This is a genomic window from Psychromicrobium lacuslunae (assembly GCF_000950575.1).
In the GTDB taxonomy this organism is placed as follows: domain Bacteria; phylum Actinomycetota; class Actinomycetes; order Actinomycetales; family Micrococcaceae; genus Renibacterium; species Renibacterium lacuslunae.
In genome coordinates this window covers 386,974-403,311 of record NZ_CP011005.1, presented here as the reverse complement: position 1 = coordinate 403,311, position 16,338 = coordinate 386,974, and the positions used below count along the sequence as shown (strand labels likewise).

16 protein-coding genes are annotated in these 16,338 nt (G+C 58.9%); 2 read left to right on the top strand and 14 right to left on the bottom strand.

What is annotated here, in order from left to right:
* Positions 1-6: 6 nt before the first annotated feature.
* Positions 7-591 (bottom strand): GNAT family N-acetyltransferase, encoded by a 585-nt coding sequence (locus UM93_RS01870; RefSeq protein WP_045073312.1) that lies wholly within the window; start codon positions 589-591, stop codon positions 7-9.
* Positions 592-758: 167 nt separating this feature from the next.
* On the bottom strand, positions 759-1,244 hold the full coding sequence (locus UM93_RS01865) for a GNAT family N-acetyltransferase (protein ID WP_045073311.1): 486 nt from the start codon (positions 1,242-1,244) through the stop codon (positions 759-761).
* 29 nt (positions 1,245-1,273) lie between these two features.
* Here UM93_RS01865 and UM93_RS01860 point away from each other — a divergent pair, with 29 nt between their 5' ends.
* Positions 1,274-1,891 carry a class I SAM-dependent methyltransferase gene (locus UM93_RS01860; protein WP_045073309.1) on the top strand — a complete coding sequence of 206 codons (618 nt, stop codon included), beginning with the start codon at positions 1,274-1,276 and terminating at the stop codon, positions 1,889-1,891.
* 134 nt (positions 1,892-2,025) lie between these two features.
* Here UM93_RS01860 and UM93_RS01855 read toward each other — a convergent pair whose 3' ends face one another.
* From UM93_RS01855 to UM93_RS01820, 8 genes are all read right to left on the bottom strand, one after another.
* Positions 2,026-3,585, bottom strand: coding sequence for an amino acid permease (locus UM93_RS01855; protein ID WP_082056975.1), 1,560 nt, complete (start codon positions 3,583-3,585; stop codon positions 2,026-2,028).
* 77 nt (positions 3,586-3,662) lie between these two features.
* Positions 3,663-4,601 carry a diaminopimelate epimerase gene (gene dapF / locus UM93_RS01850; RefSeq protein ID WP_045073308.1) on the bottom strand — a complete coding sequence of 313 codons (939 nt, stop codon included), beginning with the start codon at positions 4,599-4,601 and terminating at the stop codon, positions 3,663-3,665.
* Between the two features lie 9 nt (positions 4,602-4,610).
* Entirely contained in the window at positions 4,611-5,549 is a 939-nt protein-coding gene (gene miaA / locus UM93_RS01845; protein WP_045073306.1) for a tRNA (adenosine(37)-N6)-dimethylallyltransferase MiaA, read from the bottom strand.
* On the bottom strand, positions 5,546-7,033 hold the full coding sequence (gene miaB / locus UM93_RS01840) for a tRNA (N6-isopentenyl adenosine(37)-C2)-methylthiotransferase MiaB (protein ID WP_045073304.1): 1,488 nt from the start codon (positions 7,031-7,033) through the stop codon (positions 5,546-5,548). Before miaB ends, miaA begins: the two co-directional genes overlap by 4 nt.
* Positions 7,034-7,223: 190 nt before the next feature.
* The gene (locus UM93_RS01835; RefSeq protein WP_052663521.1) at positions 7,224-8,489 is read right to left on the bottom strand and encodes a coiled-coil domain-containing protein; all 1,266 of its coding nucleotides are present in this window, start codon (positions 8,487-8,489) and stop codon (positions 7,224-7,226) included.
* Between the two features lie 185 nt (positions 8,490-8,674).
* On the bottom strand, positions 8,675-9,226 hold the full coding sequence (locus UM93_RS01830) for a regulatory protein RecX (RefSeq protein ID WP_045073302.1): 552 nt from the start codon (positions 9,224-9,226) through the stop codon (positions 8,675-8,677).
* Positions 9,213-10,268 carry a recombinase RecA gene (gene recA / locus UM93_RS01825; RefSeq protein WP_045073300.1) on the bottom strand — a complete coding sequence of 352 codons (1,056 nt, stop codon included), beginning with the start codon at positions 10,266-10,268 and terminating at the stop codon, positions 9,213-9,215. Before recA ends, UM93_RS01830 begins: the two co-directional genes overlap by 14 nt.
* Positions 10,269-10,603: 335 nt before the next feature.
* Complete coding sequence (locus UM93_RS01820) at positions 10,604-10,825, bottom strand: DUF3046 domain-containing protein (protein ID WP_045073298.1); 222 nt, start codon at positions 10,823-10,825, stop codon at positions 10,604-10,606.
* Between the two features lie 28 nt (positions 10,826-10,853).
* Here UM93_RS01820 and UM93_RS01815 point away from each other — a divergent pair, with 28 nt between their 5' ends.
* Positions 10,854-11,348: a MarR family winged helix-turn-helix transcriptional regulator gene (locus UM93_RS01815; protein WP_045073296.1), complete on the top strand. Its 495-nt coding sequence runs from the start codon at positions 10,854-10,856 to the stop codon at positions 11,346-11,348.
* Positions 11,349-11,452: 104 nt separating this feature from the next.
* Here UM93_RS01815 and UM93_RS01810 read toward each other — a convergent pair whose 3' ends face one another.
* The 4 genes from UM93_RS01810 to UM93_RS01795 form a co-directional block, all read right to left on the bottom strand.
* Entirely contained in the window at positions 11,453-11,902 is a 450-nt protein-coding gene (locus tag UM93_RS01810; protein ID WP_045073295.1) for a helix-turn-helix domain-containing protein, read from the bottom strand.
* A 112-nt stretch (positions 11,903-12,014) separates the two neighbouring features.
* Complete coding sequence (locus UM93_RS01805) at positions 12,015-12,578, bottom strand: CinA family protein (RefSeq protein ID WP_082056973.1); 564 nt, start codon at positions 12,576-12,578, stop codon at positions 12,015-12,017.
* On the bottom strand, positions 12,575-13,189 hold the full coding sequence (gene pgsA / locus UM93_RS01800; protein WP_045073294.1) for a CDP-diacylglycerol--glycerol-3-phosphate 3-phosphatidyltransferase: 615 nt from the start codon (positions 13,187-13,189) through the stop codon (positions 12,575-12,577). Before pgsA ends, UM93_RS01805 begins: the two co-directional genes overlap by 4 nt.
* 134 nt (positions 13,190-13,323) lie before the next feature.
* The gene (locus tag UM93_RS01795) at positions 13,324-16,140 is read right to left on the bottom strand and encodes an FtsK/SpoIIIE family DNA translocase (protein ID WP_045073293.1); all 2,817 of its coding nucleotides are present in this window, start codon (positions 16,138-16,140) and stop codon (positions 13,324-13,326) included.
* Between the last annotated feature and the right edge of the window lie 198 nt (positions 16,141-16,338).

Sequence of the window (16,338 nt, the reverse complement as noted above, 5' to 3'; positions counted from 1 at the left end):
GATCGGTCAAAAGGACCTCCTCAGGTAACGGCGGCAATGATGCACGCGATTGAATTCTTCTCGTAGCTGGGGTTCGTGATGGAGTTCGGCATGCAAGAAACCCGCTCGCAGGCGAAGCCCTGGCGGAGTGCTGATTCGTTCACCAGCAGCTTCACCCTGGTAGTAAACATGCAGGTATTCGGTGTCCACTTCGAATCCTTGCTGCCGGTACCAGCGATTGGCAGGTTCATCCTCGCGAGTCCAGGCGTCAATCTCTTGTACCGAGTCCGGAAGCAGCTCAATGGCACGCTGCCAGAGAGCTGTGGCGATACCGTGACGGGCGTAATCCGGATGGACCGCGATGGTGTCAATGGTCGCCAACTCAGTAAAGATTTCCAGATCCAGTAAGCCGAGAACTTGGCTGCCTGTCTGAGTGTCGACGGCGACTAATTCGAGGGCCGGATTGACGAAACTGGTCTTAGCGGTTTTGACGTCATCGAAGTAGCTGCTGCCGAGAAAGCTCAGCACTCGGCAGCGCAGCCAACTTGGCTCATCGCTGGGCGAATAATGACGAATGGAGATATTTGTATTGGTTTTAGATGAAAAAGACATGCATTCCTCAAAGGGTGAAGACGAGTACGCAACAGCGTCAGGACTCGAATCTATGGCTCAACCGCGCAATAACGCGGGAGCTACCTTTAAAGAAAAATCTTCACCGTATAACTATAGCAGATCTATTTGGGATTCCTTACTCCTCGGCAATCCGCTGAGGGCGCGGCTCAGTCGCTCAGCGCGAGGTACATCACGTGCAGCCCGACATAGCCGAGTTCAGGATGTCGGAAGGCCGCAGGCACGGTGCCGATCACCTCGAAGCCCAGCGAAGTCCACAACCTGACCGCCACGGTATTGCTCTCCACCACCGCATTGAACTGGATACCTCGAAAACCGGAATCCCGGGCCCATTGCACCACATGCTCACCAAGTGCCCGCCCCACCCCGCGGCCACTATGCTGCGGGTCGACCATGAAACTCCCGGTGGCCAGGTGGTCGCCACGGCCCGCCCGATTTGCTCCCATGATGGCACTGCCAAGCACCGTCTCACCGTCCACCGCCACCACGGTGCGGCCTTGCCCCATCCAGAGTTGCTTAGCTTCCTCTGAACTGAGATTTTCCGGATAGACGTAGCTCTGCCCCGCTGCGACGATGTCGCGGAAGAACGGATAGATCTGATCCCAGTCTTGATCAGTGGCCTGGCGAATAATCACCCAGCTAGTCTAAGCAGCTATTCTTATCGGTGATGTCTTCTCATTACTTCAGCTCCGAACCCACCGCCGCGCATCAGCCCCGAGAATTGCGCGTCACACTGCTCGGTGAGGAGCGCTTACTCGGCACTGATTCGGGGATTTTCAGCCCTGACGGCATCGATAAGGGCACCGCGATCCTACTCAACGAAGCGCCCGTGCCGCCCACGCGAGGCAACCTGCTGGACATTGGCTGCGGCTGGGGGCCGATTGCGCTGAGCTTAGCGCTACTCTCCCCCGAGGCGACGGTGTACGCGGTGGACGTGAACGAACGGGCGCTGGGCCTCACTCGGCAGAATGCGGAACGCCTGGGCTTGAGTAATCTGCATACGGCGCTGCCGGATCAGCTGGACCCCGAACTTCGTTTTGACGCCATCTGGTCGAATCCACCGATTCGAGTGGGCAAAGAAGTACTTCATCAGATCCTGCAGCAATGGTTGCCCCGGTTGTCCCCGGGCGGTAGCGCTTATCTGGTGGTGCAGAAGAACCTCGGCTCCGATTCGCTGCAGCGCTGGTTGACGGAGAGCTTCGCAAGCAGCGGCTTCACGGTCAGTCGTTACACCACCGCGAAATCCTTCCGAATCCTGGAAGTCCAGCGCACCGCAGCCTAAGCCCTTCTTTCCCACCCCGTGAGTTCGCGGTTTTGTCTCGGATTCGCCAGTAATTACTGGCGAATCCGAGACAAAACCGCGAACTCGGCCAAGGTAGAGGTAGAAGGCGAGAGTAGGGGCCGAGGGTCTGCTGGCTACGACTTCGGTTTTTTGGTACTGCTCGGTCGGTTGGCGACCACCGGATAGGCTCCGGTGAAGCCCTCCCGCTCGGCGGCGAGCTCACGGATTCGATGCCGGAACGCAAACCAACCAATGATCAGCAGCGGGATAATGATCACCAGCGATGCCACGGTATAGCTACCAACCGGCCAATCGAGCGCCATCAGCACCAGCACCCCGAAGAGGAATAACAGGGTCAAATACCCGGTGTACGGTGCCCCAAAAAGCCGGAACGACGGCCTGATCAGCAGCCCCTTCTTTGCCCAGGCGGCGAGTCGCATCTGACAGAGCACGATCATCGCCCAGGTGGAGATAATTCCAATGGAAGCCACATTGAGCACAATCTCAAAAGCATCGGAAGGTACAAAGGCGTTCAGCACGACGCCGAGCAAACCAATAAAGGCGGTCAATGCGATGCCGCCATAAGGCACCCCGGCCTTGTTCATTCGGGCGGTAAACTTCGGCGCCGAACCAGCCATTGACATCGACCGCAGAATCCGTCCAGTCGAATACAAGCCAGCATTGAGCGAAGAGAGCGCTGCGGTTAGCACGACTAAGTTCATAATCGCGTCAACGCCCTGCACCCCGATGTGGCTAAAGAAGGTCACGAACGGACTCTCCCCCGCCTTATAGGCGGTGTAGGGCAGCAAGAGCGAGAGCAGCACGAGGGAGCCAACATAGAACACCGCGATCCGGAAGATCACCGTATTGATCGCTTTGGGAATGACCTTGGCTGGGTTCTCAGTTTCACCGGCTGCGGTGCCGATCAGCTCGATTGAGGCATAAGCGAAGACCACGCCTTGCATCACCACAACAGCGGGCAAGATTCCGTTCGGGAAGATCCCTCCGTTATCGGTAATCAGGCTGAATCCGACCTCTTGGCCGGGCACCGGCGTGCCAAAGATGACGAAATACAGGCCGATAACCAAGAAAGCGACCAAAGCCACTACCTTGATCAACGCAAACCAGAACTCCATCTCGCCGAAGACCTTAACCGAAACCAGGTTCAGGCCGAGCACAATCACCAATGCCGCCAGCGCGTAGACCCATTGCGGTACATCTGAGATCGGCTGCCAGTACTTGCCGAAGAAGCCCATGTAGAGGGCGATCGCGGTAGAATCCACAATCGAAGTCATCGCCCAGTTCAGCCAGTACAACCAGCCGCTGACAAAGGCAGCTTTCTCGCCAAAGAACTCTCGGGCATAGGAGACAAAGGAACCTGAGGACGGCCGATGCAAAACCAATTCGCCCAGCGCCCGCAAAATGATGAAGGCGAAGAAGCCGCAGACTGCATAGCAGAGCACCAGAGCTGGACCAGCGCTGGCCAAGCGTCCTCCGGCCCCCATGAACAAGCCGGTACCGATCGCGCCGCCGATCGCAATCATCTGGATTTGGCGGTTTTTCAGGCCCTTATGGTAGCCAGCGTCCTCAACGTGGAGTTCGGACTCCGAAGGGTGACCAGGAAGATGAGCGACATTGCCAATCGCTTCCTTGCCCCCGACAGTTGTAGTGGACGCGCCTTTTTCTTCTGACATTCGGTGAGTTCCTTCCGACACAAATCGTCAAAGGCACAGATTACCCCAAGAAAAAGGGAGCAAGCTCAGAGGAGCGCTCAGATGAACGTGCCGTTCGCGACGATGACGGCTGGCCCGGAGAGTCGAATATGCTCTTTCCCATCCGCTCCGATGAAGAAAGTGACCTGCAACTGACCGCCCGGAACGTTGACTTGCCAGTCATTCGGCGCACCCTCCCCAGCCCAGAATCGGGTGGCCAAAGCGGCAGCGCAGGCGCCGGTGCCACAGGAGTATGTTTCGCCGGAGCCGCGTTCGTGCACCCGCATGCTGATAGTCGCTACCCCGTCGGAGACCAGTGGCTCATCCGGCAAAGCGAACTCCACATTGGAGCCGTGCTCAGCAGCCGGCTCGACAATGGGCTCCTTGAAGAGTTCGAGCTCATCTAGTTCGCTACGATTCGCCAGCGCCACAACGGTGTGCGCATTGCCGGTACTAATCGATAGCGCAGGCCGAGCGACTTCCAGGGAGTCTGCGGTGACCAGCGAGTCAACGCCCCGGGCGGCGGCCAGTTCCGGGAAGATAAAATTCCAGACCCCCATATCAACGGCAAAGCCCTGGGCTGTGCGCTCGACCAACTTCACCCCGGCCCTGGTGCCTACCGGCAAGGTCTCACCGAGCTGCAGCGAGATCAGCCCTTCGTCGAGCAAGAATTGCACGAAGACCCTGACGCCATTGCCGCACATCTCAGCGATAGTGCCATCGGAGTTGCGGTAGTCCATGAACCATTCGGCTTCCGGTGCCGTTTCGGTCAGCGCCCGGCCTTCGGCCAGATTGCTTGACTTCACCGCACGGATTACGCCGTCAGCACCGATCCCCAACCGACGGTCGCAGATCGCGACCACGGCGGAAGCGCTGAGTTCTTGCTCCCCTGCTGGATCGGCGATCAAGACAAAGTCGTTGCCGGTGCCATGTCCTTTGGAAAAAACCTGCCCGGACCAGTTGAGCAATTCGGCGTTAATGTTCTCGGGTTGGTTCATACTTCCAGCCTACGACATGGCCAGCTGCGCTGATTGGACTAATTCTCGGGCTCGCGTCGTGAGCCGCGGGTCCGCCCAGTTCAGCCACTGAACACGGGGGTCCGCCCGGAACCAGGTGAGTTGACGGCGGGCGAACTGCCTGGTGGCCACAATGGTGTCTTCAGTAGCCTGCTCTTCGCGGTAGGACGGCTCGTCGAGGTTCCTGAGGAACTGCTGGTAGCCCAGGGCCAATGATGCCGTCTTGGCTTCTCGCAGCCCACGTTCGGCCAGTGCCGCAACTTCGGCGCGCAGCCCCAGTTCAAGCATCTGGTAGACCCTGCGAGCCAACCGTTCATGCAACTCTGCTCGATCACCGTTGAGAGCTAGTTGCAGGCTCGGCTGGAAATACTGACGCTGCGGCATAAAGGAAGAGAATGGTCTGCCGGTCACTTCGAGGACTTCTAGCGCCCTGACGAGCCGCTTATCATCGGAGATCCGAGCGGCTGAGATAGGGTCTGATTCGAGCAATCGCTGCTTTAGCGTCGCCGAACCGTGCGCTGCGAGTTCCGTTTCGAGGCGCTTCCGCACGGCCGGGTCGGTGCCCGGGAAGTCAAGCACATCCAGTGCGGCTCGCACGTAGAGTCCGGAGCCGCCGACCAAGATCGGATGCAGGCCACGGTCTTGAATGTCGGCGATATGTTCTCTGGCCTGTTGCTGAAAGCGGGCAACACTGGCTTCTTGATGGATGTCCAGCACGTCAAGCAAATAATGCGGAATGCCTCGACGTTCCGAGACAGGCAGTTTCGCGGTGCCGATATCCATTCCCCGGTAGAACTGCATTGAGTCAGCGTTAATGATTTCGCCGCCGAGCGACTCGGCTAGCTCCAGGCCCAGCTGAGACTTCCCCGAGCCGGTTGGACCGACAACAGCGATGAGGAGCGGCCGGGGTTCCGCACCGGTTCCACTCACCTGATCGGCAGGCTGGGCATGCCGAGCGACACCGGACCAGCGGCTGCTCCGCTCGCAGCCGCGCCGCTTGGCACACCGCAAGACTCGGCCTGCGCCCGGTCCCAGGCGTCCCCGGCCCGAGAGCGACGGAGCTGGTAAACCGTATCGGGTCCAGGGTCGGCAACCAGGTGGAACGCCGCGGCCTCGGTGACTGTGACGGTGACCAGATCACCGGGTCGTGGCTGTTCGGCACCTTCCGGGACGGTGAAATGAACCAGTCGGGAATCTTGAGAACGTCCTGACAGCCGGTGGGTCTCGGCCGCTTTCTTGCCACTCTCCGCGGTCACAAGTAACTCAACCTGTTGACCGATTTGCTTAGCGTTCTCTTCCGCCGATATCCGGTCCTGCAGGGCGGTCAGCCGTTCATAGCGTTCCTGTACCACCGCTTTCGGCAGTTGGTCTGGTAGCTCGGCCGCCGGGGTGCCCGGGCGTTTGGAGTATTGGAAGGTAAAGGCGGTGGCGAATCTAGATTTCTCCACCACATCAAGGGTGGCTTGGAAATCTTCTTCGGTCTCGCCTGGGAAGCCGACGATAATATCGGTAGAGATTGCGGCCTGTGGAATTCGCTCACGAACTTTCTCTAGGATGCCCAGAAACTTGGTGGAACGGTAGGAACGACGCATATCCTTGAGCACCTTATCGGAGCCGGACTGCAAGGGCATATGTAACTGCGGCATCACATTGGGTGTCTCCGCCATGGCTTCGATCACGTCGTCGGTAAACGCCGCCGGGTGCGGGCTGGTGAATCTGACCCGTTCCAGGCCTGGAATCTCTCCACAAGCCCGCAAAAGTTTGCTGAAGGCCTGGCGATCGCCAAATTCCACGCCGTAAGAGTTCACATTCTGGCCCAGCAGGGTGACTTCGATGGCTCCATCATCAACCAGGGCCTGAATTTCGGCCAGAATATCGCCGGGCCGACGGTCTCTTTCTTTGCCCCGTAGGGACGGCACAATGCAGAAGGTGCAGGTGTTATTACAACCGACCGAAATGGAAACCCAACCGGAATACACCGAGTCCCGCTTGGTGGGCAGGGTGGAGGGAAAAACTTCCAGGGACTCCAGAATCTCCAATTGTGCGTCTTGGTTATGCTTGGCGCGCTCCAGCAGAGTCGGTAATGCACCAACGTTGTGGGTGCCGAAGACGACATCAACCCAAGGCGCGCGTTTCAGGATGGTGTCTCGATCCTTTTGCGCCAGACAGCCACCGACCGCTATTTGCATCCCCGGATTGGCTTCTTTGACACTGGCTAGCATGCCGAGATTACCGTAGAGCTTATTATCGGCGTTTTCCCGAACCGCACAGGTGTTAAAGACCACCACATCGGCCAGCTCGCCCTCCGCCTTCACCAGGCCACTGTCCTCCAGCAGCCCTGCCATTCGTTCGGAATCGTGCACGTTCATTTGGCAGCCGTAGGTACGCACCTGATAGGTGCGTTGCGGTGTCATACTCTGTTGTTGGCCCTCGGGTACTACTAAAGTCACCCCTTAAGCTTAACTCCCGCCTGGCGGGCACCAGACCAGTTCGCCCCGCCACTGCCCAGATGTCCAGAAAAAGTCACGCTGGCACCAGAACACTTAGCGGCCCGAGACGTCTAGAGGCTTATGGCACCTGAACGCTGAGAGCGCTCTCAGTTGGCTAATACCAGTTATTGGCCACCTCATGGCCCCAAGCCCCACAGGGCGAGCCGTAGCGATCCTTAATGTAATTTAGACCCCAATTAATCTGGGTACGGTAGTTCGTCAACCAATCAGCGCCGGCGGTATCCATTTTTGACGGTGGCAGCGACTGAGCAATGCCATAGGCCCCGCTGCTCGGGTTGGTGGCGTTAGTCAGCCAGCTAGACTCCTGGGTCCACAGCTGCAGCAGGCAGCCCATTTGATCCTGTCCCCAACCAAATACACCTAGGGTGGCCGAAGCGTAGGCTTGGGCGCCGGCCGGATCGTTCACCCCACCGCCTGGGATGTTGGGCAACAACACCTCGGGCGGAATATAGCCACCGTCGCCGCCAGGAGCTGGCGGCGGCACATTTGCTGCCGCGTTCGCGGCGGCCGCAGCGGCAGCGGCTTGTGCTGCCTTCCTTGCTGCTTCTTCTGCGGCTTTCCGCTTGGCTTCCTGCGCCGCCTCATAGGCAGCCTGAGCGGCAACTCCTTGCTGGTACTTGTTCTCCACGGCAACCGTGGTGTTGTTCAGCGAGGCCAGCTGAGCCTTAAGGGTCTTGCTGGTGGCCTGATTCTTCGCCAGCTCTGCCTCGGCGGCCTGCTGAGCCGATACCGCAGAGTTGTAATCCGCCTGGGCTTGTTCGGTCAGCTTCTGCTGTTGCTCCTGGGCGACCTGCTGTTGCGCTTGCAAGGCCTCAGTCACCTTCTGAGTTTGCTGCGCTTTGATCGACAACTGAGAGGCATTGCGGGTCATCATATTCATCAGATCGAGCCGGGCCAGACCACCCGGCGACTGCATATCCCCCAAGGCGCTGAAGAACCCCAAGCTATTGCCACCGGTCTTATACGCATTAGCTACCAAGGAACCCGCCTCGGTATTGAGCTTGCTTGCTTGTTTCTCCGATTGCTGGGTCTGCCCTTTGAGGACATTTAGTTTGGCGTCGGCAGCATCGAGAGCAAGCTTTGTTCTCGCGTACTGTGCCGATGCAGCCACCGAAGCGTCTCCTAAGGCCGCGGCCCGAACCTGGAGGGTGCTGAGAAGTTTGGTGATATTTGCGACTTCGCTCGCCGCAGAGGCCGCATTTTTCTTGGCATTCTGAACATCCTGCCAACTCGGATAACCGCTCGGCGGCGCATCGTCGGCTTGTGCTGAAACAGCACCAATACCTGAAAACAGTAATGTCCCGGTGAGCACCAAGCTCACCGGCACCACAAGCTTCAACCTCTGCTTGAACCTAAACATAGGTCTTCAGAATAACTCCCAGCAACTCATAGCGCTGCAGAATCGCCGAAAGTCACAGCTAATCCCAGGCATCTCGTACCAAAAGGACTAGTTGGCTAACTCTCAAACTGGTCTTCTACCTGGTTCCCTAGCAGCCTGGTCCTCTCCTCCGGTCCTCCACCCTGGTTCTCTAGCAGTCTGGTCCTCTAGAAGTCTGGTCCTCTATCGCTCTGGTTTTCTAGTTCTGCCGAAGCCACCGCGAAGGCCAGGCCCGGCGAATAGCCTTTCCGAGCTAGCATCGCCACGAGTCTCCGAAGCTCTTTATCGCGCTCCACTGGCTCGCTCAAGTCCCTACCGGGGCGCAGTTTGCGGCGCACCAATGCTGCCGCAGCTTCCCGCTCCGAATTGTCATCTAGTTGTTCCAGAGCGGCCTCTGCCAGGTGCTGAGCAACACCCTTCTCTCGAAGCTCTCTGCGCAACGCCGAACGAGCCAGCGAGCGGCTCTGGGCGCGTGAACGCACCCAGAGCATCGCAAATTCTGCGTCATCGATCAGCTTGACGTCTTCAAAACGATTCAAAACCGCCTCGGCAGCTTCCGATGGCACTCTTCGCTCGGCCAATTTTTCGGCCAGCTGATGCCTCGTCTTGGCTGAACTTGTCAGCTGTCGCAACACGATCGCACGCGCCACTGACTCTGGATCCGCCTCCGGGTCAAGTTCAGTGCGGCCTCGCCGAACCGCCTTTTTAGATTCCGTCAACGGCCCTGAGCGTGGTTGTTTCCTGGCCGCCATCGCTCTCCGGCTTCACGCCAACACCAAGCTTCTCTTTGATCAGACGTTCTAGCTCTTCTGCCAATTCAGGGTTATCACGCAAGAAACGGCGGGAATTTTCCATCCCCTGCCCCAGTTGGTCGCCATCATAGGTAAACCAGGAGCCCGACTTCTTAATGATTCCGTGCTCCACACCCATATCGATAATGCCGCCCTCACGGGAAATGCCCTGGCCGTAAATGATGTCGAACTCGGCAACCTTGAAAGGCGGGGCCATCTTGTTCTTAACGATCTTTGCTTTTGTCCGGTTACCGACCGAATCGGCGCCTTCCTTGAGCGTCTGGATGCGCCGGACGTCAATGCGGACCGAGGCATAGAACTTCAAAGCCTTGCCGCCCGTGGTGGTCTCCGGGCTGCCGAAGAAGACACCGATCTTCTCTCGAAGCTGGTTAATAAAGATCGCCGTGGTCTTTGTTTGGTTGAGCCGACCGGTGATCTTGCGCAAGGCCTGACTCATCAGCCTCGCCTGCAGACCAACGTGGCTATCGCCCATTTCGCCTTCAATTTCGGCCCTCGGCACCAAGGCAGCCACTGAGTCAATCACAATAATGTCCAGCGAGCCGGAGCCCACCAGCATGTCCATGATTTCCAGCGCTTGCTCACCGGTATCCGGCTGCGAAACCAGCAGCGAATCGACGTCCACGCCTAGCTTGGCGGCATATTCCGGGTCCAAGGCGTGCTCGGCATCGATAAAAGCGGCAATGCCACCGTTACGCTGCGCATTGGCAACCGCATGCAAGGCCACCGTGGTCTTACCCGAGGATTCCGGACCGTAGATCTCCACCACGCGGCCCCGGGGCAATCCGCCAATACCGAGCGCCACATCCAGCGCAATTGAGCCGGTGGGAATGGTTTCAATGGGGGCCCGAACATCATCCCCCAGGCGCATAATGGAACCTTTGCCGTACTGCTTATCGATCTGGGCAAGTGCGGCTTCTAGCGCCTTTTCGCGATCTGGTGATGCTGCCATCTGAGACCTCAATGCTTTCTTTTCCGGTGCTTTCCTGCAAGGCTTTTCCTGCAGGGAAACCGCAAGGTTTCCTGCAGCTTCGGCGGCTTGCCGAGACTGTTATCTACGACGCTACGTGGCGCCACCGACAATATCGCTGTCAATCGCGAAGAACCGGTGGAATGTGGATAACGAACTCAGCCTTGACCAACCCGCAGGAGAAGTGGATCTTCTCTTCTCAAAGACTAGCGCTATCCGAACAGATATTCGAATAATTTTGCGGCGTGTCACGCTAAAACGCTGCACCCCAACCGGACAACGCCCCAGCCGGACAGCGCCCCAGCCGAACCTTCCGCTTAGGAAGAAGGTTTAATGTCCTTGCCAAGCCGCCGTTCAACTGGAACGTCTTTAGCTTCGCATAGTGCCTGCCAAACGCTTCGCGGCGGCACCCCAGCCTCTAAGGCCTCACGCGCGGTTCGTCCACCTACCGCATCGAGCACCATATCGTTAGCGAGCGAAGCCGCGTACCCCTCGCCAAATTCCTCCGCCATCAATCGCCAAAACTCACTGAGCCGCATTATGCGATCCTCCTACTAGAATGTATAGATGACGACCCCTACTGATGGCCGCCGTAATTCCGCGAATCCCGGCGGCCCCGATGAGGCTGCCATTGAGGCTGCCGAGGAACAACTGAGCTTGCTATGGCGACGCTCTCGCGCATCTTCCTATCATTTTGCCCGCACGGTTCACCCCGACTTGGAACCGGCCGCTTATGGCCTGCTGGCGATCTTACTCAATGAAGGACCGATGAGGCTGACCGATCTGGCCGCCAATATTGGCGTCGGCAAACCTTCGGTGAGCAGGCAGATCGCCTTCCTGCAGGAGATCGGTCTGGTGCACAAACTCGACGACCCACAGGACGGCCGGGCTCAACTCATTCATCTCACTGATAAAGGTCAAGAGCAAATCAGAGCCAGTCAGTCCGCTCGTAAAAAAGCCCTCGATGACCGGTTGGCAGCTTGGTCCCCCTCGGATGTCCGTGAGTTCGCCCGATTATTAAGGAAGTTCGGCGAAGATTCCAACGAGGCGCAAACCCAATAACCCGCCCGGTGGGTGGCCGTTCTCGCAACTAGGTCTCCAGCTAGGCATCAAGCGGCACGCAATGATGCCCGGTGCTAGGCACCGGGCATCATTAAACCTCGATTTTAGTTATAAGCAGGCGACGGGAACTCCGCAGAGAACTCTTCCTCAAGCGCCTTATTGTCCAAAGTATGGCCATAACGAGTAGCGAAGTCCTGGGGCAGCGTATCTGGCACCGCTAGGCCTTCGGCAATAGCCAACCGGTCGCTGACTTCGCGCAGCATCATCGACAGCGGCACGTCGAGCGCCGCGCAAATGGAGGAGAGCAATTCCGAAGATGCTTCCTTCTGACCGCGCTCGACCTCGCTGAGATATCCCAGCGAAACCCTCGCATTATGTGAGACTTCGCGCAAAGTGCGCCCCTGACGTTGACGCAGGTCTCGCAGAACGTCCCCAATTTCGTGGCGAATAACTACCAGCTTCTTGCCTTCGCTGGGAGCCACCTTAGGCTCGTTTGCCAAACCCACATCGCGCCAGCGCACCACGCCGTTTACGGATACGGGCTGTTTCACCATTTACTCCCTCATCATCTCCCCTGCTGGGGAACGTATATTTCCATCCTAGGTGGTTATCAACTGCCTTGGATATATAGACCAACTATCAATCAAATTGTTTTGTTCCCGGCGCTCAGCCGAGAGTTTGCTGTGAAGCCCCGAGTACCTCTGCCAGCAGATCGAGAGCGGCGTGCACCGCCTGAGTTCTGATCTCCGCTCGGCTGCCGGCGAAGTGACACTCCCTGAAGCTTGCTTCACCATCCAGCGCCACCGCCACGAAGACGGTGCCGACTGCTTTGCCGTCGTGCGGTTCCGGGCCTGCTGCCCCGGTGGTCGCAATGCCTACCCTCGACTTCATCACTCGGCAGCTGCCAAGCGCCATCTGCCGGGCCACCTCGCCGTCAACCGAGCCGACGGTGGCGAGCAGCTCCGTAGGAACTCCCAGCACTACGGCTTTTATTGCATTCTGGTAGGCCACCACGCCGCCCTGAAACACCGCTGAGACACCGGGCACGCCGGCGAATTCTGCGGCCAGACCACCACCGGTGAGCGATTCAGCAGTGGCCATGCTGAGCCGCCGCTGAATCAACAGTTCGACCAGTGCCGCGGTTTTGCTGGCAGCATTGGGATTGGTACTGGTACTGGTCCCGGGCTTGCTCTCCGGAACCGCATCGGGAACCGCCAGCTCCGGCGTCATCGCCCGGCTCCGGATATCTGTTCGGCCGGGCCGGTGCCGGTGTTACGCAAGCGAACTGCCTGCATCACGTAATCCACCCCGGTGACCACGGTGACCAGCAGAGCCGCCAGCATCACCAGGAAGGCGATCAGGCCTAGCCAAGGCCATTGCGGTGTGAACGGCAAGAGATACAGCAAAATAGCTGCTGTCTGCAGTACGGTCTTGATCTTCCCGCCCCGCGAGGCCGGAATCACACCATAGCGGATCACCACAAAACGCAAAAGAGTAATACCGAGTTCGCGCACAAGCATCGGTACCGTGATCCACCAAGACAGCTCGCCGAGCGCGGAAAGAATGATTAGCGCGGAGCCGATCAGCAATTTATCGGCAATCGGGTCAGCGATCTTGCCAAAATCGGTCACCAGTCCGCGGCTGCGCGCCAAATCGCCGTCGAGCTTATCGGTGTAGATAGCGGCCGCAAAAACCAGCAGCGCGGCCCAGCGCCACCAGGAATATTCGGCGTTGTCGGAGAGTAGAAACCAGATGAAGAAGGGCACCAAGACAATGCGCAATACGGTCAAAACATTGGCAATATTGAGCGCCGGCACTGGCTGGGTTCCCGATTCAGTCACAGTTTCTAGCTTAGCCCGGCCTGATATGCAGCGCCGCACCAAGGCATTAAACGCCGCCGAGTTCGGAGCTTTGCACGGTTTGAGGGGCTCAAAGCGTGCAAATCTCCGAACTCGGCGAGAGGGGTGAGAGGGGCTTAGCGGCCGGTCAGTTGCCAGGCATCCTCGCCACCTTCATCGTCGTCATCGCCGTCGTAATACTCCACCGCCTGCGGCCGGGCATTCAAATCGTCTGCCACCAAATCCGTACCGTAGCCTTGGTTGACGTTGGCGTTCTCCGCCAATGCCGCCGTGGTGGCATCTACCGGGGCGGAAGGTTCATCGCCGCGGATCGCTGCCAGGGTCGCCGCCAAGTCGTCGGGCTTGACCAATACATCGCGTGCCTTGGAGCCCTCGGAGGGACCGACCACACCGCGTGATTCCAGCAGATCCATCAGTCGGCCAGCCTTCGCGAAGCCGACCCGCAGCTTGCGTTGCAGCATCGAAGTGGAGCCGAACTGAGTGGTAACCACCAACTCGGTGGCCTGCAATAAGACATCAAGATCGTCGCCGATCTCCTCGTCAACCTGCTTCTTCGGCGCTTCCACCGCGACGTCGTCACGATAGACAGCCTGCAACTGGCCCTTGACATGTTCAACCACTTGGCGAATTTCCGACTCAGTAACCCAGGCACCCTGTACTCGGATCGCCTTGGAAGCTCCCATCGGCAAGAACAAGGCGTCGCCTTGACCGAGCAGCTTTTCAGCACCCGGCTGATCTAGCACGACGCGGGAATCAGTCACCGAGGAGGTCGCAAAGGCCATTCGGGACGGCACATTGGCCTTGATCAGACCGGTCACCACATCAACCGAAGGACGCTGCGTGGCGAGCACCAGGTGAATACCGGCGGCGCGAGCCAGCTGGGTGATCCGGACGATGGAATCTTCCACATCACGCGGCGCCACCATCATCAGGTCGGCGAGCTCGTCAACGATCACCAGCAGGTAAGGGTAGGGCTTGAGCACGCGCTTGGAATCCGGCGGCAACTTCACCTTGCCGGCCCGCACCGCCTTATTGAAATCGTCAATGTGCTTGAAGCCGAAGTTCGACAAATCGTCGTACCGGGTGTCCATCTCGCGAACCACCCATTGCAAGGCCTCGGCGGCTTTCTTGGGGTTGGTAATAATCGGAGTGATCAGGTGTGGCACGCCCTCATAAGCGGTGAGCTCCACCCGCTTCGGGTCGACCATCACCATCCGGACTTCGTCCGGGGTGGCCCGCATCAGAATCGAGGTGATCATTGAGTTCACGAAGGAGGACTTACCGGCACCGGTGGCACCCGCGACGAGCATATGCGGCATCTTGGCCAGGTTGGCCACCACGAAGCCGCCTTCGACGTCCTTGCCAACTCCCATCACCATCGGGTGATCGGTGCGCCGCGCGTTCTGCGAACGGAGCACATCGCCGAGCGAAACAATTTCCTTATCCACATTCGGGATTTCAATGCCAATCGCGCTCTTGCCCGGGATCGGCGAGAGAATGCGCACATCGGCGCTCGCCACCGCATAAGAGATGTTCTTACTCAGTGCGGTGACTCGCTCCACCTTGGTGCCCGGGCCGAGTTCAATTTCGTAACGGGTTACGGTCGGACCGCGGGAGAAGCCGGTAACCTGGGCATCCACCTTGAACTGGTTGAGCACCTCGGTGAGGGCAGCAACCACGGCGTCATTGGCCTCGGTGCGTTCCTTTGGTGCCGAGCCCGGGGTCAGCACGTCCGAGCTAGGCAGGGTGTAGGTGACATCGCCGGCCAGGCTGAGCTGCTCCGAGCGCTGCGGGATTGGCGTCATTGGCGGTTGCGGTGCCACGTGATGCACGGCGACAGTGGGGTTCACGCTCGGCTTGGGCGGGGCCGCCGCCAAGTTCTGCACACCAATCGTCGAAATGGCCTCGGTCACCGCCTCAGCGGGCTTCAGACCTTGGGCGGCCTTGAGCTGATCGACGGCAATCTCAGCTTTTGTGGGCCGACGGACGCCCGGCGGCACAGCGGGTGCAGCGTGCTCTGGCTCCGCATCATCACCGACCAGCGCATGCTCGAAGGCTTCGTCTCCGGTGAAGCCATCCAGCAGTGAGGTATCCGATTCCTCTTTCTTCTTACCGAAGAGACCTCGCTTGGCGCGTTCCTTCTTGGGTTTGGCGGCCTCGTCGCGATCAAAAAGATAGCTCTGATCGTGTCCGTCCCGATCGGTCTCGGGCTGCGGGTCTTGGCCCATCAGATGCTCGTAGAGGTGACGTAATCGACTCGGGATCGCTCGGAACGGTGTGGCGGTGACGATCAGCAGGCTGACGAAAGCCAGCAGCGCATAAACTAGCACGGCAAGCCAGAAATTGAGCGCGGCAAATGGTGCCGCGGCAATGAAGCCAATGGTCCCGCCTGCTTTGCTCACGCCGTCAAAACCGCTTGCTAGGCTCGGCTCACCGGCCACCAGGTGGGCAATCGCCGCACCAGCAACGGTCATAATGCTGAAGCCGATGGCAATACGATTATTGGCCCGGACGCTCTCCGGGTGACGGAATTGACCGACCGCGCAAATCAGCAACATCAGCGGTAGCAACATGCCCAGCCAGCCAATGGTGCCTTTCACCACACCGTGCACACCGTCAGCGAACCAACCGGTCAGCCCCCACCACTCGAAGGTTGCGATTCCAATCGCGAGCAGCAAGAGCAGCAGCGCACTGCCGTCACGGCGCAACGCTGGATCGAGGCCCGAGACGTCGTGCCCTACTCGACGGATGCCACCGCCAACGGCGTGCCCAATGCCCTGCCAGAGGCCGCCAATTGCACGGACGGGCCAGGAGGGTTGATGCACCTCGGGTTCGGGTATTTTGCGCGTGCGTGTGGAGCTAGCCGCTGCTTTGCCACTGGTTTTAGTGGTGCGACTAGCTGTTGGGCGCACGGGGGAAGTACGAGTCGCCATACCCTCACGCTACCTGTGCATTGGCTGTTTCCCGGGATTTAGCCAGGGTTTTCGCGAGAATCCGGTGCGACCCGCTGTGAAAAGCGCGACGGCAGCCATCCAATTAGAGCCCTACTTCAGCTCCTCAGTACCCCTTCGGTCGCTTGCTTCGGAGAGGCGTCCCTGCCCACTGAATCGAGTGATTCAGTGGGCACAGAC

Bases quoted from the DNA above. Each gene is read 5' to 3' on its own strand.
- dapF (WP_045073308.1), bottom strand. From the start codon at position 4,601: ATGAACCAACCCGAGAACATTAACGCCGAATTGCTCAACTGGTCCGGG.
- UM93_RS01855 (WP_082056975.1), bottom strand. From the start codon at position 3,585: ATGTCAGAAGAAAAAGGCGCGTCCACTACAACTGTCGGGGGCAAGGAA.
- UM93_RS01835 (WP_052663521.1), bottom strand. From the start codon at position 8,489: ATGTTTAGGTTCAAGCAGAGGTTGAAGCTTGTGGTGCCGGTGAGCTTG.
- UM93_RS01820 (WP_045073298.1), bottom strand. From the start codon at position 10,825: ATGCGGCTCAGTGAGTTTTGGCGATTGATGGCGGAGGAATTTGGCGAG.
- UM93_RS01870 (WP_045073312.1), bottom strand. From the start codon at position 591: ATGTCTTTTTCATCTAAAACCAATACAAATATCTCCATTCGTCATTAT.
- miaB (WP_045073304.1), bottom strand. From the start codon at position 7,033: ATGACACCGCAACGCACCTATCAGGTGCGTACCTACGGCTGCCAAATG.
- UM93_RS01815 (WP_045073296.1), top strand. From the start codon at position 10,854: ATGACGACCCCTACTGATGGCCGCCGTAATTCCGCGAATCCCGGCGGC.
- UM93_RS01810 (WP_045073295.1), bottom strand. From the start codon at position 11,902: ATGGTGAAACAGCCCGTATCCGTAAACGGCGTGGTGCGCTGGCGCGAT.
- UM93_RS01805 (WP_082056973.1), bottom strand. From the start codon at position 12,578: ATGACGCCGGAGCTGGCGGTTCCCGATGCGGTTCCGGAGAGCAAGCCC.
- recA (WP_045073300.1), bottom strand. From the start codon at position 10,268: ATGGCAGCATCACCAGATCGCGAAAAGGCGCTAGAAGCCGCACTTGCC.
- UM93_RS01795 (WP_045073293.1), bottom strand. From the start codon at position 16,140: ATGGCGACTCGTACTTCCCCCGTGCGCCCAACAGCTAGTCGCACCACT.